The following is an 18,854-nucleotide window of genomic DNA, read 5'->3' as shown; positions in this document are numbered from 1 at the left end:
TTCGAAATTCATAAAAACAACAATAAGGCATAAAATAATGAATATTGTACCCCATGTCATTAACGGGCAGCACACGCCGGGACAGAATAAAAACCATAGTGATATTATCAACCCTGCAACGGGTGAGCGTTTGAATAAAGTTGTGCTTGGCACTGCTGATGATCTGGATGTCGCTGTAGCTGCTGCACAGGCGGCTTTTCCGGCCTGGGCAGATACACCGCCGCTCACAAGAGCGCGTATTCTGTTCAGATCCCGTGACCTGCTTGAAAAACATATTGAGAAATTTGCGGCTGTTATCACTGCTGAGCATGGCAAAACGCTCTCTGATGCCAAAGGCGAGATCATGCGCGGGCTTGAGGTTGTAGAGTTTGCAACCGGCGTGCCTGAGCTATTAAAAGGGGAGTATACCGGGCAGGTCAGCCGTGGCATTGACGCCTGGACCATGCGTCAGCCTCTGGGGATTGCCGCAGGGATCACTCCCTTCAATTTTCCGGTTATGGTGCCGTTGTGGATGGCCCCGGTCGCACTTGCGACGGGCAACTGCTTTATTCTTAAACCTTCAGAGCGTGACCCGTCAGCTTCCGTTTTGCTGGCTGATCTTTTTTAAGAGGCTGGCTTGCCTGATGGTGTGTTTCAGGTTGTGCATGGTGATAAGGATATGGTGAACGCTATTCTGAAACACCCTGCTATTGCCGCTGTCAGCTTTGTTGGTTCGACCCCGGTGGCTAAATATATTTATGCAACTGGTACCGCTCATGGCAAACGGGTGCAGGCTCTGGGCGGAGCAAAAAATCATGCCGTTGTTATGCCTGACTGCGACCTTGAGAAAACAGTCGATGCTCTGGTTGGTGCTGCTTATGGCTCGGCAGGTGAGCGGTGTATGGCTGTGTCTGTTGCTGTGGCGGTTGAGCCTGTGGCAGATCGCCTTGTTGAAGAGCTGGGTAAAAAAGTCAAAACGATTGTCATAGGTGAGGGTACCAATACCAGAACTGAGATGGGGCCTCTTATTACCGCGCAGCATAAGGCTCGGGTCGAAACGCTCATTAATTCAGGTGTTGATCAGGGGGCAACGCTGGTCGTTGACGGGCGTAATGTGAGTGTCAAAGGGTTTGAAAAAGGTTTCTTTACCGGTGGCACATTGTTTGATCACGTGACACCTGAGATGGATATTTATAAAGAAGAAATCTTCGGGCCTGTGTTGTGCGTCGTGCGTGTGTCAGATTTTGAGGCTGCACTAAAGCTGACAAATGACAGTCCGTTTGGTAACGGCACCGCTATTTTTACCCGCGATGGTGATGCCGCACGCACATTTACACAGAGGGTCAATGTAGGAATGGTGGGTGTGAATGTTCCGCTTCCGGTTCCTATGGCGTTTCATTCTTTTGGCGGCTGGAAAGATTCTCTGTTTGGTGATCACCACATGCATGGCCCCGAGGGTGTGCGTTTCTTTACGCGGCTTAAAGCTGTGACGCAGCGCTGGCCAGCGGGAATAAGGTCAGGCGCTGAATTTGTGATGCCAACACTGGGCTAGCCACTTTACAATAATAAACCCGCCACAGGAAAAAATCCCGTGGCGGGTTCTGTTATGGCAAAAGAGTAAGGTTTTTCAGGCAGAGCCAGAAAGCCATTTCAGATCGTCGGTGTTAATGGTGTGCACCAGGCGTGCCACAACCGCTTCAAGCAGAGTTTGCTCCTGCTGTGTGAAACGTTTTTTCAGCGGGCTGTCGAGGTCGAGCACACCAATAAGCTGACCGTCTTTAATCACCGGTACTACAATTTCAGAGGCTGATGCTGCATCGCAGGCAATATGCCCCGGAAAGCTGTGTACATCATCAACCAGAAACGTTTTACGTTCCTGCGCCGCAGAGCCACAAACTCCTTTACCCAGGGCAATACGTGTGCAGGCCACACGCCCCTGAAACGGACCAAGAACCAGTTCGCCGCGCCTGTGCAGATAAAACCCGGCCCAGTTAAGGTCTGGCAGAGCTTCAAAAATCAGGGCCGACACATTGGCTAAAGTCGCAATCAGGTCGTTCTCGCTCTCAGTTATGCCGGTCACGGCAGAGAGCAGATCCTCAGGTGTAAGGTGATGGGTGGGCGCACTCATAAACGGCAGGCACCTTTCAGGCAATTGTGCCACGGCCGGGCTTACGAAGCTGATGACCGTGGCGCGAAGGAGAGGGACGGAGGCTTTAGCTTTCGAGTGCGCGGGCACCAATATCAGTGCGCCACTGTGCGCCTTTCCAGCTGATTTTCTTTACACCGGCATAGGCTTTGTCACGGGCTTCACGCACCGTGTCACCCAGGGCGCAAACCGACAGTACACGACCACCAGCGACAACCAGGTCGCCTTCATCATTTGTCTTTGTGCCAGCCTGAAAGACCTGAACACCTTCCAGAGCAGCGGCTGCATCCACACCACTGATAACGGCACCAGTGACGGGTTTTTCAGGGTAGCCCTCAGCAGCCATCACCAGGCTGACAGCAGCTTTGTCTGAGAAGGTGATGGAGGCTGTTTCAAGCGTACCATCAGCCAGAGCTTTCAGAGCAGGCAGCAGGTCAGAGGTCAGGCGAATAAGCAGTGCCTGTGCTTCGGGGTCGCCAAAGCGCACGTTATATTCAATCAGTTGCGGGCCGGTTTTTGTCAGCATCAGGCCGGCGAAGATAACCCCACGGAAGGAGATGCCACGGCGCAGCATTTCATGCAGCATCGGACGAACCAGCAGGTCGAGCGCTTTTTCCTGGTCTTCACGGCTAAACCCGCGGGGAGGGGAAACAGCACCCATGCCACCTGTGTTGGGGCCGGTATCATTATCTCCAATACGTTTATGGTCCTGCGCAGCTCCGATCAGCACAGCTTTATCGCCGGAGCAAAACGCGAAAAGAGAGACTTCTTCGCCCTCAAGGCAGTCTTCAATGACGATATGACGACCAGCGTCACCCATTGAGCCTTCGTTGAGCATCTGACGAATAGCATCTTCAGCTTCACTCAGAGTCTGAGCAACAACCACGCCTTTACCTGCAGCCAGTCCGTCCGCTTTGATAACAATAGGGGCACCTCGTTCACGCACATAGGTGATGGCTTTATCTGCATTCGTAAAATATTCGCCCTGCGCTGTCGGGATGCTGGCTGCATAGCAGATTTCTTTAGTGAATTTCTTGCTGCCTTCCAGCTGCGCTGCGGCGCGTGTCGGGCCGGCACAGGCAATCTCTGCTTTGGCACAGGCATCGGCCAGACCAGCAACCAGCGGCGCTTCAGGGCCAGGCACAACGAGGTCAATGTTGTTTTCTCTGGCAAAGGCAATCAGAGCCGGCACATCATCTGCTTTAATGGCAACATTGGTGCCGATATCAGCCGTACCAGGGTTGCCCGGTGCAATAAACAGGGCTGCCAGCTGAGGCGAGCGGGCAAGTGTTGCGGCCAGCGCATGTTCACGCCCGCCTGATCCGACCAGTAATACCCGCATTATTTTTCTCCCATATCTTTTGTTGTCAGCTCTTTCAGGTCTGGCGTCTGTAGCATAAGTTGGCGGAATGAACGAAGAGTTTGAAGCAGAGCGGCCATCCGCAGGGAATGTGCCCGAATATAGTGTTTCGGAAATTTCCGGAGCGATCAGGCGCACCCTTGAAGGCACGTTTGGTCGTGTGCGTGTGCGTGGCGAGATAACAGAGTTTAAGCGCTACCCCTCCGGGCACCTGTATTTCTCGCTTAAAGATGAACGCGGCAAGATTGCTGGTGTTGTCTGGCGAGGGTCAGTTTCGCGCCTGGGGCTGGTGCCTGAAAACGGGCTGGAGATTATTGCGACAGGCAAGGTCTCGGCCTATGGCGAGCGTTCAAATTATCAGCTTGTTGTCGAGCGGATGGAGTATGCCGGTGAGGGTGCTCTGCTGGCCCGTATTGAGCGGTTGCGTCTGAAGCTGGCTGAAGAGGGGTTGTTTGATGGTGAGCGCAAACGATCGCTTCCGGTTCTGCCTGATGTGATCGGAGTTGTGACCTCGCTCCAGGGTGCCGTGCTGCATGATATCTGCACCACGCTGGCCCGGCGGTTTCCGCGTCATGTGGTGGTCTGGCCTGTTGCCGTGCAGGGTGAGGGTGCTGCCAGCCAGGTGAGAGCCGCGATTGAGGGGTTTTCCCGCCTTGATGGTAAGGGTGCAGTGCCACGCCCTGATGTGCTGATTGTTGCACGTGGTGGCGGCTCGCTGGAAGACCTGATGGCTTTCAATGATGAGCAGGTTGTCAGGGCCGCTGCGGCCTGTTCTGTTCCGCTTGTATCAGCGGTCGGGCATGAGACGGATACGACACTGATTGATTTTGCCTCTGACCGCAGGGCACCAACTCCAACTGCTGCGGCAGAAATGGTTGTGCCGGTCATAAGTGAGGTTATGGCCGACCTTGAACATCGTGGTGCGCGCGCACTGAGTGCGTTGTCACACCGCCTGCAAACAGCGCGCTTGCGCCTGCTGCGTGCTGGCAGCGCTTTGCCTGATCTGCCCGGGCTGTTGCAAACAGCGAGTATGCAGCTTGATACACGCTGGCGCCGGCTTGAAGTGGCTCTTCCTGGTTTTGTGCGCCATAAGCGCGCGGCTCTGGTGGCGGCTGAGCGTTCTGTGCCGTCAGCTGCGGCCCTGCTGGCTGGTCAGCGTGCCCGCGTTGCCTATCTTGAGAAAGCACTACAAAGCGGCACAGCCCGTACGATGCAGAAATGGCATATACGTTTTGAGCGTCAGCGTCTTACACCTGCACCGCTTCAGGCCTGCCTGCGCGAGCGTAAAACTGCCCTGGCTGGTATATGCGGGCAGCTTGATGCTGTTTCCCCTCAGGCTATTCTGGCCAGGGGATATGTACTCGTTACCGCGCAGGGGCAGCCTGTGACGTCATCAGGTGCACTGAAAGCCGGGCAGGCTGTTGAGCTGACCTTTGGTGATGGTGCGCGAGAGGCTGTTATCAGTCGTAAAAAAGCACAAAAGCAGGAGCAGGGATTACTTGATCTCTGAACAGGAAGCATATTGAGCTGCTGAGCATATGTGGCGTATCATAGCGGCACAGGCGCGTATTTAATTCTGGTGTGGTTATCGTCCTGACCAGGGCGTTCTGATCAAGGGAGGGCAGGAATGTCTGAGGGTTTTTTATTTCGTGGTGCGGTGACATGTGCAGTCATTACGTTTCTTGCCGGATGTTCTGCACAGCCTGCCCGTAAGCCACCCCAGACATTTGCGCCCGGCCTCGTGTCACAGCCCTCCGAAACATATAGTGAATCAATGGTGGTGAACGACCCTTCAGCATCGCCCGATACACCTTTATGTGGCACCGCTGCCCGTGAAGCTCAGGCCATGGCAGCACAAAATTATCCTCAGCCCTATTCTGCCGGCAGCAGCTGCACTCAGAATGCCTGCTTTAACCCACAGACCGGTACCTACATTGCCTCTGATGGTACGCAGCGGGTTTGCCGCTGACAAAATATTAGCTTAAGCCCTGCTTATTTTCAGGCCTGCACTTTTCTGTAAAGCGTTTTGCTGATACGAGAGGGTTCAGAGCTGCGAGAGTGACGGAATCGGTAGACGTAGTCGGCTCAAAATCGACCGCCTTTACGGGCATAGGGGTTCGAGTCCCCTCTCTCGCACCAGGGTTTGTCCCATTTCCTTATCCGGACAACAAACATGACAATCTCCCAGCATAATGTTTCCTCACGTCCGGCCATCCGTCCGGCCAATCCGTGTTTTTCCTCTGGTCCCTGTGCAAAGCGTCCGGGCTGGAGTGTTGAGGCTTTGAGTGGTGCACTCACAGGCCGCTCACATCGCTCAGCTGAAGGCCGCGCCCGCCTGAATGACGTGATTGAGCGTTCTGCTGCATTGCTGGGTTTGCCAGAGGGCTGGCGTGTTGGTATTGTACCGGCGTCAGACACCGGTGCGATGGAGATGGTGCTCTGGTCTGTGCTGGGTGCCCGTCCGGTTGACGTCCTGGCATTTGAGAGCTTTTCAGCTCTGTGGGCTCAGGACATTGTTTCTCAGCTGAAGCTTGATGATGTACGTGTACTCAGTGCTGATTATGGTGCCTTACCTGACCTTAAAGAGGTAAACTGGGACCACGACGTTGTTCTGGCCTGGAATGGCACAACCTCCGGCGTGTGTGTGCCTTCACCAGATGCTGTGCCTGCGCAGCATGAGGGGCTGGTGATCTGTGATGCAACATCAGCTGCATTTGCCATGGATCTGCCATGGGACCGTCTGGATGTCGTAACATGGTCCTGGCAGAAAGCTCTGGGTGGTGAGGCTGCTCATGGTATGCTGGCTCTTTCACCCCGTGCTGTGGCGCGTCTGGAGCAGTTTAAAACAGATCGTCCTTTGCCAAAAATTTTTCGTCTGACAAAAAAAGGTGCGTTAATCGAGCCGATTTTTAAGGGAGATACGATCAACACACCTTCTATGTTGTGTGTTGAAGATGCACTCGACAGCCTGAAATGGGCTGAGTCAGTCGGAGGTTTGCCTGCTCTTAAAGCGCGTAGCCAGGCAAACCTGGCGGAAGTAGCGGCCTGGACAGAGAAAACAGACTGGGTTGAGTTCCTTGCGCAGAACCCGGCTCAGCGTTCATCAACATCCATTTGCCTGCGTATTATCGCACCGTGGTTCCTTGCGCTTGAACGTAAAGAACAGGTGAAGACGGTTAAGCAGCTGACGGCTTTGCTTGAGAAAGAGGGTGTGGCGTTTGATATTGCGAGCTATCGCGATGCACCTGCCGGCCTGCGTATCTGGGGTGGTGCGACCGTAGAGAGTGCCGATGTAAGAGCTCTTTTACCATGGCTTGACTGGGCGTTTCACCAGCTTACACCACGCGCATAATAACTCTCAGATCAGCAGAGAAAGGTCTTCCTGTGACACAGAAGAAAACCGTGCATATGGCGTGCCTGACAGCTGCTGACATGCGTGAAATTGCCGCCAGAGCCCCTGTTCTTCTCCTGCCTCTGGGTAGCTTTGAAGATCAGGGGCCATGCACGCCAATGGGCGATTATCTGCTGGCAGATAAGGTGGCCGAACGTATTGCTCTTAAGGCAACCGGGCAGGGATATGAGACGTATGTCGCACCTGTTCTGCCTTTTGGTGGTGCTGATTATTTTGGGTATATGCCCGGAGGAATAGCGCTTTCCCAAACAACATTACGGGCTGTGCTGACAGATATTTTTGAGTGTCTGTTAACCCGGGGCTTTAAAAAAATCATTGTTCTGAATGGTCATGGCGGCAACAGCGCGATGATTCATGATGTCACACGACAGATTATGAAGCAGACAGAAGTGGTTATTCCTAACCTGTATCTGTGGCGTGCAGCATCAGAGCTCCTGCCTCAGTTGCTGGGTGCTCAAAAAGCACAACTGTCAGCCGGGCATGGGGCAAATCCGTTGTTTAGTATTGCGATGCATCTGTGTCCTGACCTGGTGAAACCAGAGGCGCTTGTCAGGCCTGAGCCAGATAAAGAAGCCTGGGGTCTTAAAGTCGCTGATTTTGGCCAGGTAAGCCTTAATGGTGTTTCTGTTTCTCTGCCTTTTGAAGGTGATGTCACCGCGACGCAGGGTATTGGCCGCGGTGACCCGGCTTTGTGTGATGCGCAGACCGGGCTGAAGCTGACAGACAGGCTTGTCGAGACGGGTGTCCTGCTTGTCAGGCATATGACTGAAAAGAATTCATAATAATAAATACGGTTTACAGCCTGGTTATTATTGTTTCTTATGCACGGATTGAGATGTTTTTCTAAGTTAAAACATCCATTTCGCTGTTACCTGGGGTGTTTTACAAAAATTTATCCCTCAGGATGCAGCCATAAGGGATATTTTTATGAAGTTAACAGCAGAAACTCTGTCTGACCTGCCGTCTGGCATCGTGACCGAAATTTACGACCGTACAGCAGTCAGGCCGGGTATTGCACATCTGAGTGTCGGAAACTTCCACAGAGCTCATCAGGCAGTTTATACGGACCGTGTTCTGGCCCTTCCTGGTCAGGAAGGATGGGGAATTCTGGGTATAGGGCTGGTTGAGTCTGCATCTGAGAAAGAGAAGGCGCGCGCTCTGCAGGCTCAGTCGGGGCTATATACGCTCACAGAGTGCCCTGCACATAGTTCTGATACGATCAGACTCGTGCAGTCAATCGTTGAGTATTGCTATGCTCCTGATGATCGCAGAGGGGCTATACAGCGTCTGGCTGACCCGCACATTCGCCTGGTCACCATGACTATTACTGAAGGCGGATATTATATGGATGAGACAGGAGGTTTTCTGTCTGATCATCCAGATATTGTGCAGGATGTTGCGCGTGATGTGCCGCATACTGCTTTTGGTTTACTTGTTGAGGCGCTTAACGCCAGACGTAAAGCTGGTATCGCGCCTTTTACTATATTGTCGTGCGATAATGTCCCGCATAATGGCCAGGTAACGCGCAACGCAGTGCTGGGCTGGGCACATCAGCGTAACACAGAGCTGGCCGGGTGGATTAGTGAACATGTCGCTTTCCCTTCCTGCATGGTTGACCGCATTACCCCTGCTGTCAGAGCTGATGATGTAACACGTCTGAATGCGGCCAGTGGTATTGATGATCGTGCACCAGTCTATTCGGAAGACTTTATTCAGTGGGTTGTGGAAGATAAATTTCCGCAGGGACGGCCTGCATGGGAGAAGGTTGGTGTGCTCTTCACTCAGGACGTCGCCCCATACGAGCAGGTGAAGCTGCGTATGCTGAATGCCTCACACTCTCTGCTTGCTTTGCCTGCTGTGCAGATGGGGTATCGTGTGGTGAATAAGGCGATGAAAGATCCTCATCTTACGGCTTTGCTTGAGAAGTTTTTACATCTTGATGTCATTCCGCTGATTGAGGCCCCTCCGGGTATTACGTTGTCTGCTTATGCACAGCAGCTACTGTCGCGCTTTAGCAATAAAGCTGTGAGTGATCAGCTTGTACGTATTGCATCTGACAGCGCATCAAAACTTCCTGTTTTTGTCAGGCCTACAGCAATGGATGTTGTAAAAAAAGGTGAAGATATAAGAAGAATTGCATTTCTTCTGGCGTGTTTCTGTTCTTATATTTCAGGGCTGGATGATGAGGGGCAAAGTTACTCTGTGCAGGAGCCGCGTCTGAGTAATGAAGATAAGGATCTTATTCTTGATAATGATTATGAAAAATCATTACAAATAAATAGTTTTTCAGGATGGGATCTGGATAAAAATAATAATTTTATAAAAGAATTTGTACAGTTAAGGAAAGATATAAAAAGCAAAGGTGTTTCTAAAACGCTTGAGAAAATAATAAGAAATTAAAAGTCATGATAAAAATGCCTTCCTGAAAAAGAAGGCATTTTTAAAAACATATTATTTTTTAATATTATTTAGCGGACCCCATGAACGACCATCTCGTGCAAGAAGCTCGTCGGCGCCAGCCGGACCATTGCTTCCTGCTGTGTAAAATTCGGGAGGTTTCTTATCTTTGGCCCATGCTTTCAGCACGGGGTCAACAGCACGCCATGCCGCTTCGATATTATCAGCTCTCTGAAAAAGTGAAGCGCTACCCTGAAGGCAATCGTAAAGCAGTGTTTCATATCCAATATTTGGCAGGCTACCAAAAGATTTTTCATAACGAAACTGCGCCACAACTTCTGAAATGTTAGTTTCAGGACCAGGTTTTTTCGCATTAAAATGAAGGTCTGCACCTTTGTCCGGGCGGATGTTGTAAACAAAGCGGTTGGGGGGCTGTGGCTGTCCATCTTCTGTATGAAACAGTGACAGGGGTGTTTGCTTAAACTGCACAATAATTTGCGTCACGCTGTTGCTCAGCCCTTTCCCGGTGCGTAGATAAAAAGGCACACCCGCCCAGCGCCAGGTGTCCAGTTCAATTTTTAACGCAGTATAAGTTTCAGTTATACTATCCGGAGCGACGCCCATACTCTCGCGATATGCCTGAATAATGCGGTCGCCGCTCCTGCCTTTTATGTACTGGCCACGCACGGCGTTCTCAGGAGTGATGGGGCGTATTGCATCAAAAACCTGCTGTTTGGCATTACGAACAGGCTCAGCCTTGAGAGATGTTGGGGGCTCCATTGCGACAAGAGCAAGAATTTGAAAGAGGTGATTAGGCACCATATCGCGCAGAGCACCCGTCGCATCATAAAATGCACCTCTCCCTTCAACGGAGAGCGTTTCAGCTGCGGTTATCTGAATATGGTCGATATAGTCACGGTGCCAGAGGGGTTGAAACAGCAGGTTGCTAAAGCGCAGGGCCAGCAGGTTCTGCACAGTTTCTTTGCCCAGGAAATGGTCAACACGGTAAATCTGACTTTCCTTCATTACCGAGAGCAGGTGCGCATTGAGTTTTCCTGCTGTTTCCAGGTCGGTGCCAAAAGGTTTCTCAATGGCAAGCCGTCTGAATATTCCAGGTTTTTCGGTGAGCAGTCCGACTTTTGCCAGAGTGACAACTGACTCTTCAAAAAAACGGGGAGGTATGGCGAGGTAGAAAACAGCGTTACGTCCGGCGATATCTGCGGTGAGGGTCTGCATTTCTTCAGCAGAGACGAAACTCATGGAACGATAGGTCATGCGGCTTGCCAGCCATTGCCATGTCTCTTCGCTGATTTTGGTTGTGTAAAACTCGGCATGTTTATCGCGGGTAAAAGCATCCAGGCGTGCGCGCAGAGAAGCCACCCATTCTTCCGTAGTCTGCTTTTCAAGGCTGACACCGACGACTTTAAAGTCGTCAGGTAAAAAGCCACTGCACGCCAGGTCATAAAGGGCTGGCACCAGAAGGCGATGCGTCAGGTCTCCGCCTGCTCCTAAAATGACAAGGGTACCGTCGGGTGCCGGGTGCCGTGCTGCCGGAGCAACAGAGGGCTGAGCAGAAGCGGATGCATTGTGGCGAGGAGAAGTCATAAGCCGGAGTTTCCTTGCTAAAGGATAGCGCAATACCCGTTCTGGCTGTTATGAAGAACAGAACTCTGAAGGGCTACCCTGAGGATGTTCATTCCATTTATATGGTCTTTGGTTTAGATTCTTCATCCTGTCAGGCGTTCTGGCAAGGATAAAACAGTTAGGTGAAGTGATGGGGTATCGGGTTGCTGTTGTTGGTGCCACGGGTGCAGTAGGGCGTGAGATTTTAAAAACACTGGAGGAACGCAAGTTTCCGGTTGATGAAATTGTAGCTCTGGCGTCTCCCCGCTCAGCAGGGCGTGAAGTGTCATTTGGCGATAAGGTGCTTAAGGTTCAGAACCTTGAGACATTTGACTTCACAGGGTGGGATGTTGGTTTGTTCTCTCCCGGAGGTTCTGTATCTGCAAAATATGCCCCGATTGCTGCCGCAGCAGGATGTGTCGTAATTGATAACACATCACATTTTCGTATGGAGCCCGGTGTACCGCTGGTCGTGCCAGAGGTGAATCCAAACGCGCTCAAGGGTATGAAACGCAATATTATTGCGAATCCAAACTGTTCAACTATTCAGATGGTTGTCGCTCTGAAACCACTGCACGATTTATTTACCCTTAAGCGGGTTGTTGTTGCGACATATCAGGCGGTGGCCGGTGCCGGTAAAGCCGGGATGGATGAGCTGTTTGCCCAGACCCGTGGTAGTTTCGTGAATGATCCGCCTGCTATTGAGCAGTTTCAGAAACAGATCGCGTTTAACTGCATTCCTCAGATTGATCGCTTCATGGATGATGGTGCGACCAAAGAAGAATGGAAAATGACTGTTGAGACAAGGAAAATCCTTGATCCTGATATCTCTGTGATTGCGACCTGTGTTCGTGTTCCGGTCTTTATCGGACATTCTGAAGCTGTTGTGGCAGAATTTGAAGAGCCTGTTGATCTTGAGCGTGCCCGCGAGGCTCTGCGTGAAGCAGATGGCGTTATTCTGCGTGATGAGCGCGTAGATGGTGGTTACGTGACACCAACAGAGTGTGTCGGTGAGGACGCAACTTACGTTTCACGTCTGCGTCTTGACCCGACTGTGCCAAACGGTCTGGCATTCTGGTGTGTATCTGACAATCTGCGTAAAGGCGCGGCCCTTAATGCAGTACAGATTGCTGAAACCATGGTTGCTCTGGACCTTTTGCCTAAACACTAAAAGTAAAAAAAGAATGAAGGGCCTCTCGGTCTCGTGTAGCCATAGTGAATTGACCACTTTTGCCGGTGGGCGTAGACGAAAGTCTATGCAGAAACACCGGCGCCCCTGGCCGGTGTAGGGATTGATGGACGGGATACGAGGCTGACAATGCAGGATATCCGCAAGGCCCTCTTCGTGGGAAGCCGCAGTGACGGTAAGCTGATACAGCGACCAATGTCGCCACACCTTCAGGTGTACCGTTTTCGGCTTTCCATGTTTCTTTCTATTTTAAACCGTATTACCGGTGTGATCGCCACAGGCGGCGCAACGCTGGGCGTGTTATGGCTTTCAGCTGCAGCAAAAGGCCCAAAGTCTTTTGACACAGCGCGTAAAGTAACAGGTAACCCGCTTGGCAAGCTTGTTCTGGCCGGGTGGCTCACTTCAGTGGTGTATCATACGGTTGGTGGTATTCGCCATCTCATGTGGGATAGCGGCTACCGTTTCGAAAAAGAACAAATTAACAAGGATGGCCCGGTTGCTGTTGGTGTAAGTGCAGGTGTGAGTGTCCTTCTGGTCGCTGCACTGCTGATCACATGCGGACGTTCAGGCGGCCGTAGCAAAGTAGGGAAGGCTTCCTGATATGGACTCTTCTGTTTCTCACATTAAGGTAATGCGCTCACAGCTTGGGCGTGCACGCGGGCTGGGTGCTGGTGGTTCAGGCACTGAGCACTGGTGGGCTGAGCGTGTTTCAGCAGCAACTCTGCTGCCGTTGTCAGCCTGGTTTGTTATTCAGATCTTCCGCCTCAAAGGCGCATCACACGACACCGTTGTGAAGTGGGGTGGCAAGCCTGTAAACGCGACGATGCTGACAGCACTGATTATTACAACATTCCACCATGCCGGTGTCGGCCTTCAGGTGATTGTTGACGATTATGTGCATGGCAAGCTGCATAAACCAACACGTATTCTGGTCAAAGCTGCGACGGCGCTTATCGGCCTTCTGGGCGTGTTTTCCGTCATCAAGCTGGTGATTTCAGGCGTTAGCCGGAAATCCTGAGAGTTATTAACCTGGTGCCTGCGCCTGCATAGCAGGCCAGACATAAATCCTGAAGATATGACAGGCCGAACGCACATGGGAGCGCCGTCACGATGAATGCCAATACCTCTCCGTCCCGGGGAGCTTACCGAATTGTTGATCACGCATATGATGTTGTGGTTGTAGGTGCCGGGGGATCCGGCCTGCGTGCCACGCTGGGTATGGGAGCTGCTGGCCTTAAGACCGCCTGCGTGACAAAAGTTTTCCCGACACGAAGCCACACAGTTGCCGCTCAGGGCGGCATTGGTGCGTCTCTGGGCAACATGGCTGAAGATAACTGGCGGTGGCATATGTATGACACCGTTAAGGGGTCTGACTGGCTGGGTGACCAGGATGCCATTGAATATATGTGCCGCGAAGCTGTACCGGCTGTTTATGAGCTCGAGCATTTTGGTGTGCCATTCTCCCGTACCGAAGACGGGAAGATTTACCAGCGCCCCTTCGGCGGTCATATGAGTGACTTTGGTAAAGCACCTGTGCCCCGTGCCTGTGCTGCAGCCGACCGTACCGGCCATGCCATTTTGCACACACTGTACCAGCAGTGTCTGAAACATAACGTTGAGTTTTTTGTCGAATATTTTGCCATCGACCTGATTATGGACGATGAGGGCAACTGTCGCGGTGTTACCGCATGGTGCCTTGATGATGGCACGATCCATCGCTTCAATGCGAAGATGGTGGTTCTGGCAACCGGTGGTTACGGCCGTGCCTATCAGTCCTGTACGTCTGCTCATACCTGCACTGGTGATGGCAATGCGATGGTGATGCGTGCGGGTCTGCCAACACAGGATATGGAGTTTGTTCAGTTCCATCCTACAGGTATCTATCCGGCAGGCTGTCTGCTGACTGAAGGGTGCCGTGGTGAAGGGGCTTACCTGACGAACTCTGAGGGCGAACGCTTTATGGAGCGTTATGCACCAACGGCTAAAGATCTTGCATCGCGTGACGTGGTTTCCCGCGCTATGACGATCGAGATTAAAGAGGGGCGTGGTGTTGGTCCGAAAAAAGACCATATCATGATGCATCTCGAGCACCTTGGTTCTGAGCTGCTGCATCAGCGTCTGCCTGGCATTATCGAGACATCACGCGTGTTTGCCGGTGTTGATGTTACGAAAGAGCCTGTGCCTGTTCTGCCAACAGTTCACTATAATATGGGCGGTATTCCGACTAATATTCATGGTGAGGTTGTTCGTCCGACAGCTGATAACCCGGATGCCGTTGTTCCTGGCCTTATGGCTGTGGGTGAGGCAGCCTGTGTCTCTGTGCACGGTGCGAACCGTCTTGGCACAAACTCTCTGCTCGATCTGATCGTGTTTGGTCGTGCTGCTGCGCGTCGTGCTGCAGAAGTTGTGAAACCAGCAGATTTTGTGAAGCCATTGCCTGCAAATGCCGGTGAGGCTGCGCTCGATCGTCTGGATCGTCTGCGTTATGCCAATGGCAAAACAAAAGTCTCTGAAATGCGTGAACGCCTGCAGCGTGACATGCAGTCTCATGCTGCTGTTTTCCGCACTGAAGAAAGCCTTCAGGATGGTGTTAACAAGGTTCGTGAGATCTGGAGTGGGCTGAAAGACATTTCAGTTTCTGACTCCTCTCTGATCTGGAACAGCGATCTGATGGAAGCTCTGGAGTTTGAAAACCTCCTGGCAAACGGCACGGTAACGCTTGAAAGCGGCCTGGCTCGTCATGAGAGCCGTGGCGCACATGCCCGTGATGATTATCCTGATCGTGATGATAAGGAATGGCTGAAGCACTCTGTCTCATGGCTTAATGACAAGGGTGAGGTAAAGCTGACCTACCGTCCGGTTCATATGAAGACTCTGACCGATGAAGTTGAAGTCTTCCCACCCAAAAAGCGCGTTTACTGATTCGGTTAAGCAATCAGGCGAGAAAGGGAGGAAATAATGGTCGAATTCAGTTTGCCGCGTAATAGTGTGGTCGGAAAAGGTAAAACCTATCCGGCTCCTGCCGGGGCTAAAAATGTTAAAACATTCAGGGTGTATCGCTGGTCACCTGATGATGACAATAATCCGGTCGTCGATTCTTACGAGATCGATCTGGATCACATCGGGCCGATGGTGCTTGATGCAATCATCCATATTAAAAATGACGTTGACCCGACGCTGACTTTCCGGCGCTCATGCCGTGAAGGGATCTGCGGGTCATGCGCTATGAATATTGATGGCGAGAATACACTGGCCTGTCTGAAACCTATTAAAGACGTTAAGGGCGATGTGCGTATCAATCCGCTGCCACATATGCCGATCGTCAAGGATCTGGTTTCAAACCTTGATGCAGCTTATGCTCAGTTGCGTTCAATTGAGCCATGGATGAAGTCTGACAGTGCTCCGCCGCCTGATTCAGAGCGTCGTCAGAGTATTGAAGAACGTGCTAAGCTTGATGGTATGTGGGAGTGTATTTTGTGCTTCTGCTGCACGACATCCTGTCCGTCTTACTGGTGGAATGGCGATCGTTATCTTGGCCCGTCAGTGCTTCTGGCTGCTTATCGCTGGATTATCGACAGTCGTGATGAACATACAGGCGACCGTCTGGATGAGCTGGAAGATACCTTTAAGCTTTATGCCTGCCGTACGATTATGAATTGTACTCAGGCCTGTCCGAAAGGGCTTAACCCGGCAAAAGCTATTGGTCAGATTAAGGAACTGCAGCTGGAACGTAAGGGCTGATCTCTTCTTATCTGTTAGTTAAGTAAAACCCCGTATTTTGTTTGAAAGCAAAGTACGGGGTTTTTTTTACACAAAAAAAAGGTTAACAAACGGAAAGGTTGGGGGCAGGTTTTGGATACATTCCTGTAATCTCATTATTAAGAGTAATATTGTGCAGGCCTGCTGTGAAACAAAATATAGATTTTTTAATAAAAACACTAAATAATTTAGAGTCTCTGCCAATTTTTTGTGGAAAAAAATGGATGTTCTGGCTGGGATCGTTTTTAACAGTTCTTGCTATATTGTCTTTTTTATATCTTCCATATGGTAATGGTGATACTGTTTACTATACTATGGTAGGGCGCGGTATTTTTCGCGACCATATGTTACCTTATAGTTATGCATTTGATCATAAACCGTGGGGTGTTTATTTATTTTATGGTGCGTGGGATAAAATATGTCCTTTTTTCCACGGCGATTTCTTTTTCTTATCTTTAGTTCTTGGTGCTGTTACGCTTTATTTTTGTCGGTTTTTTGGCGTTTTTAATATTATTACAGCATCGTTTATTTATGTTTTTTTCGGGAATATATTTGGAATTCTCGATGGGAATACAGAAAATGTTTTAACAGCCGGTTCTTCTATTGTTCTTGCTGTTTTATATAGTGGGTTATCAAATAAAAGATTTGTTAATTATTTCATTCCCGGGTTTATGATCCCTCTTTTAATTAATATTAATTATCTGGTTGCAGTTTCTCTTTTCTTACCTGTTTTGTTTCTTTTGTTTTCTCCTCGTTTTTTTAAATTACAGTATATTTTTATATTTTCGATTGGATGCATAGTTGGGCTGCTGACGTCTTTCTCTCCCTACCTTATAGAAGGGAATAATGCGCTACAGAGTTATTTCCGTATGCAGCATGATTTCCTGCAAAATTATGGTGGCAATACTGTTAGCAGAATTTCCAGTGTATTATGCACTATAGCATATACAGTTATGTTTCTTCCGGTCTTACTACTCTGGTATCGCAAATACCGGGAAGAGATGAGGGCAGGAGAACCATCTTCGCTTCTATTGCCATTATGGTTTATTTCATCATTACCCGCGACTGTTCTTTCAGGTCATCCTTTTAACCATTATTATATTTTATGTTTTGTGCCTCTTGTTATTATGGCATCTGTATTATTTTATCAGAATGTTAAATTCCCACGGTATAGCTTTTTATTTTTATGTATTGTTTCTATTATTTCTCAGGGTTTTTGTACCGGTCGTAATATACGCTGGCTGTGGGATATGTCCTTTATTGATTATGCTTTGATAACCCGTGAGGCCGCTCATCAGCGTGTATTAAATATTCGTGCTGATCAGGCTTTTTTTTACATGGGCGATTTCAGAACATTTGACCGCTACGCGTTTACAGATCACGTTGATATTATGTTTGGGGCCGGGGCAGAGAAGCGTTATCTGAATGACCTTGCGCAGCACCCGCCTTTGGTGATGACCCCATTTAATGCCTGTATGACAGGTAACGCTGAACGCTCAGTCTGTGATGTACTGAAGAAGAATTATACTCTTATTTATTCAGTCAACGCTCTGACGCAGCGTAAAGGAAAGCTTCCTTATTTCTCGCTCGACCTTTATCGTCTGGCAAAAGAGAGCAAATAAACATTGTTGCTCATACCGTGTCAGAGAGATCAGGAGCAGAGCTGAGTTGTGATACAGATACGAGATGCAGATTATGCTGATGTGCCTGAGATAACCTGCATCTATAACGATGCTGTGCAGAACACGACGGCGATCTGGAATGATACATATGTCGAGAGCGCTGAGCGTGCTGCATGGTTGCGTCAGCGTAAAGAGGCAGGGTTTCCTGTTTTTGTCGCGTTTTGCTCTGAAACGGGAGATATCACAGGTTATGCCAGCTATGGTCCATGGCGTGCCTTTGACGGGTATCGTTATACGGTTGAAAATTCAGTTTATGTCCACCCATTGTGGCAACGACGGGGTGTCGGTCGTTTGCTTATGCAGGCACTGATAAAACGTGCCCGTGAGACAGCTGTGCATGTCATGGTTGCAGGTATAGAGGCCGAAAATACGGCTTCGATAGCATTACATAAAGAATTTGGATTCGAGGACGCCGGGCTTGTGAAAGAGGCCGGTGTAAAGTTCGGGCGCTGGCTTGACCTGGCTTTACTGGCTTTGAGGCTTAATGAGTGGCCTGAGCCACCCTGTGGCAGCACACGCTAAAAGATTGACGTTTTCTTCCTGTTAAGGGAAGAGAGGAGCCCGAACTCCGACAGATGTGGAGCTGTGTACGCTGTGTTTGATGGTCAGATAACCTCCCCGGCAAGACGTATTAAAGCCTGGGTCGACAGTCTTTTTGTCGATCATGCTATTTTCAGGCTGGTCTGGACAAATTTTCAGGAGGTGGTTCCTGGCAAGGTATACCGGTGTAATCACCCCACGCCCGCCCGCTTAAAACGGGCGATGAATCGCTACCGGTTACGCACACTTGTTAATTTGCGCGGGCACCGCAAATGTGGTTCTGATGCCCTGTCGCGTCAGGCTGCCCAAAAGCTGGGTCTTACCCATGTGGATATGGCTTTTGAAAGTCGTGGTGCACCACATCGTGACCGTATTCTGCGTTTTGCAGAATTGTATAAGACTATTGCTTTCCCGATGCTGATGCACTGCAAATCAGGGGCCGACAGAGCGGGGCTGGCTTCAGCCCTGGTTATTGTGTTCGAAGGGGGAAGTGCCGCACGCGCTATGAAAGAGTTGTCGTGGCGTTACGGACATTTTAAGCAGTCCCGCACTGGTATTCTCGACGCTTTTTTTCTGCGCTACCAGGCTGAAGCCGAGGGGCGTCTGCCTTTCCTTGACTGGGTGCGTGATGAATATGATGAAGTGGCCCTGAAGCGTGATTTTGTGGCGGGTAAGCTGGCCTCTTTCATGACGGACCAGGTGCTCAGGCGCGAATAAACAGGTAAAGGTCTGGCAGGGTTATCTGCCAGACCTTTGGTATCGTTCGG

16 protein-coding genes, 1 tRNA gene and 1 pseudogene are annotated in these 18,854 nt (G+C 50.5%); 15 read left to right on the top strand and 3 right to left on the bottom strand.

Translation table 11 applies throughout. The features are described from left to right. Window positions 1–37: 37 nt before the first annotated feature. A pseudogene (locus GOB58_RS01815) lies at window positions 38–1,531 on the top strand (CoA-acylating methylmalonate-semialdehyde dehydrogenase). A 75-nt stretch (window positions 1,532–1,606) separates the two neighbouring features. Here the strand turns inward: GOB58_RS01815 and GOB58_RS01810 are convergent. Next, entirely contained in the window at window positions 1,607–2,107 is a 501-nt protein-coding gene (locus GOB58_RS01810) for a GAF domain-containing protein (protein WP_173559153.1), read from the bottom strand. Window positions 2,108–2,192: 85 nt separating this feature from the next. Next, window positions 2,193–3,467, bottom strand: a complete 1,275-nt coding sequence (gene purD, locus GOB58_RS01805) for a phosphoribosylamine--glycine ligase (RefSeq protein WP_173559152.1) — start codon at window positions 3,465–3,467, stop codon at window positions 2,193–2,195. A 67-nt stretch (window positions 3,468–3,534) separates the two neighbouring features. Between purD and xseA the strand changes: the two genes are divergently transcribed. From xseA to GOB58_RS01775, 6 genes are all read left to right on the top strand, one after another. Further along, window positions 3,535–4,995: an exodeoxyribonuclease VII large subunit gene (gene xseA, locus GOB58_RS01800; protein WP_173559151.1), complete on the top strand. Its 1,461-nt coding sequence runs from the start codon at window positions 3,535–3,537 to the stop codon at window positions 4,993–4,995. Window positions 4,996–5,112: 117 nt separating this feature from the next. Further along, entirely contained in the window at window positions 5,113–5,454 is a 342-nt protein-coding gene (locus GOB58_RS01795; protein ID WP_086553568.1) for a BA14K family protein, read from the top strand. Window positions 5,455–5,537: 83 nt separating this feature from the next. Then, window positions 5,538–5,624, top strand: a tRNA-Leu gene (locus tag GOB58_RS01790). A 34-nt stretch (window positions 5,625–5,658) separates the two neighbouring features. Then, window positions 5,659–6,837, top strand: coding sequence for a phosphoserine transaminase (locus GOB58_RS01785; protein ID WP_173559150.1), 1,179 nt, complete (start codon window positions 5,659–5,661; stop codon window positions 6,835–6,837). A gap of 32 nt (window positions 6,838–6,869) precedes the next feature. Beyond that, window positions 6,870–7,679 carry a creatininase family protein gene (locus tag GOB58_RS01780; protein ID WP_265792760.1) on the top strand — a complete coding sequence of 270 codons (810 nt, stop codon included), beginning with the start codon at window positions 6,870–6,872 and terminating at the stop codon, window positions 7,677–7,679. Between the two features lie 145 nt (window positions 7,680–7,824). After that, complete coding sequence (locus tag GOB58_RS01775) at window positions 7,825–9,297, top strand: mannitol dehydrogenase family protein (protein WP_173559149.1); 1,473 nt, start codon at window positions 7,825–7,827, stop codon at window positions 9,295–9,297. A gap of 51 nt (window positions 9,298–9,348) precedes the next feature. Here the strand turns inward: GOB58_RS01775 and zwf are convergent, their stop codons facing one another. Next, entirely contained in the window at window positions 9,349–10,899 is a 1,551-nt protein-coding gene (gene zwf / locus GOB58_RS01770; protein WP_173559148.1) for a glucose-6-phosphate dehydrogenase, read from the bottom strand. Between the two features lie 169 nt (window positions 10,900–11,068). Between zwf and GOB58_RS01765 the strand changes: the two genes are divergently transcribed. The 8 genes from GOB58_RS01765 (at window position 11,069) to GOB58_RS01730 (ending at window position 18,804) form a co-directional block, all read left to right on the top strand. Next, window positions 11,069–12,088, top strand: a complete 1,020-nt coding sequence (locus tag GOB58_RS01765; protein ID WP_086553564.1) for an aspartate-semialdehyde dehydrogenase — start codon at window positions 11,069–11,071, stop codon at window positions 12,086–12,088. A gap of 147 nt (window positions 12,089–12,235) precedes the next feature. Further along, window positions 12,236–12,706 carry a succinate dehydrogenase, cytochrome b556 subunit gene (gene sdhC, locus GOB58_RS01760; protein ID WP_086553563.1) on the top strand — a complete coding sequence of 157 codons (471 nt, stop codon included), beginning with the start codon at window positions 12,236–12,238 and terminating at the stop codon, window positions 12,704–12,706. A 1-nt stretch (window position 12,707) separates the two neighbouring features. Further along, a complete protein-coding gene (gene sdhD / locus GOB58_RS01755) occupies window positions 12,708–13,124 on the top strand; it encodes a succinate dehydrogenase, hydrophobic membrane anchor protein (RefSeq protein ID WP_086553562.1) in 417 nt (138 codons plus the stop codon). Between the two features lie 92 nt (window positions 13,125–13,216). Then, a complete protein-coding gene (gene sdhA / locus GOB58_RS01750) occupies window positions 13,217–15,028 on the top strand; it encodes a succinate dehydrogenase flavoprotein subunit (protein WP_086553561.1) in 1,812 nt (603 codons plus the stop codon). Between the two features lie 36 nt (window positions 15,029–15,064). Next, entirely contained in the window at window positions 15,065–15,847 is a 783-nt protein-coding gene (locus GOB58_RS01745) for a succinate dehydrogenase iron-sulfur subunit (protein WP_173559147.1), read from the top strand. A gap of 164 nt (window positions 15,848–16,011) precedes the next feature. Continuing rightward, a complete protein-coding gene (locus tag GOB58_RS01740) occupies window positions 16,012–17,487 on the top strand; it encodes a hypothetical protein (RefSeq protein ID WP_173559146.1) in 1,476 nt (491 codons plus the stop codon). A 48-nt stretch (window positions 17,488–17,535) separates the two neighbouring features. Next, entirely contained in the window at window positions 17,536–18,069 is a 534-nt protein-coding gene (locus GOB58_RS01735) for a GNAT family N-acetyltransferase (RefSeq protein WP_322973222.1), read from the top strand. Window positions 18,070–18,141: 72 nt separating this feature from the next. Further along, window positions 18,142–18,804 carry a tyrosine-protein phosphatase gene (locus tag GOB58_RS01730; protein WP_173559145.1) on the top strand — a complete coding sequence of 221 codons (663 nt, stop codon included), beginning with the start codon at window positions 18,142–18,144 and terminating at the stop codon, window positions 18,802–18,804. Window positions 18,805–18,854 lie beyond the last annotated feature (50 nt).

Source organism: Acetobacter thailandicus (assembly GCF_011516655.1).
GTDB lineage: Bacteria > Pseudomonadota > Alphaproteobacteria > Acetobacterales > Acetobacteraceae > Acetobacter > Acetobacter thailandicus.
Note: the sequence above shows the minus strand (reverse complement) of the source record. Positions and strands in the feature narration are given on the sequence as shown.

Bases quoted from the DNA above. Each gene is read 5' to 3' on its own strand.
- GOB58_RS01795 (WP_086553568.1), top strand. From the start codon at position 5,113: ATGTCTGAGGGTTTTTTATTTCGTGGTGCGGTGACATGTGCAGTCATT.
- GOB58_RS01745 (WP_173559147.1), top strand. From the start codon at position 15,065: ATGGTCGAATTCAGTTTGCCGCGTAATAGTGTGGTCGGAAAAGGTAAA.
- sdhD (WP_086553562.1), top strand. From the start codon at position 12,708: ATGGACTCTTCTGTTTCTCACATTAAGGTAATGCGCTCACAGCTTGGG.
- zwf (WP_173559148.1), bottom strand. From the start codon at position 10,899: ATGACTTCTCCTCGCCACAATGCATCCGCTTCTGCTCAGCCCTCTGTT.
- purD (WP_173559152.1), bottom strand. From the start codon at position 3,467: ATGCGGGTATTACTGGTCGGATCAGGCGGGCGTGAACATGCGCTGGCC.
- GOB58_RS01765 (WP_086553564.1), top strand. From the start codon at position 11,069: ATGGGGTATCGGGTTGCTGTTGTTGGTGCCACGGGTGCAGTAGGGCGT.
- GOB58_RS01785 (WP_173559150.1), top strand. From the start codon at position 5,659: ATGACAATCTCCCAGCATAATGTTTCCTCACGTCCGGCCATCCGTCCG.
- xseA (WP_173559151.1), top strand. From the start codon at position 3,535: ATGAACGAAGAGTTTGAAGCAGAGCGGCCATCCGCAGGGAATGTGCCC.
- GOB58_RS01810 (WP_173559153.1), bottom strand. From the start codon at position 2,107: ATGAGTGCGCCCACCCATCACCTTACACCTGAGGATCTGCTCTCTGCC.
- sdhC (WP_086553563.1), top strand. From the start codon at position 12,236: ATGCAGGATATCCGCAAGGCCCTCTTCGTGGGAAGCCGCAGTGACGGT.
- GOB58_RS01775 (WP_173559149.1), top strand. From the start codon at position 7,825: ATGAAGTTAACAGCAGAAACTCTGTCTGACCTGCCGTCTGGCATCGTG.
- sdhA (WP_086553561.1), top strand. From the start codon at position 13,217: ATGAATGCCAATACCTCTCCGTCCCGGGGAGCTTACCGAATTGTTGAT.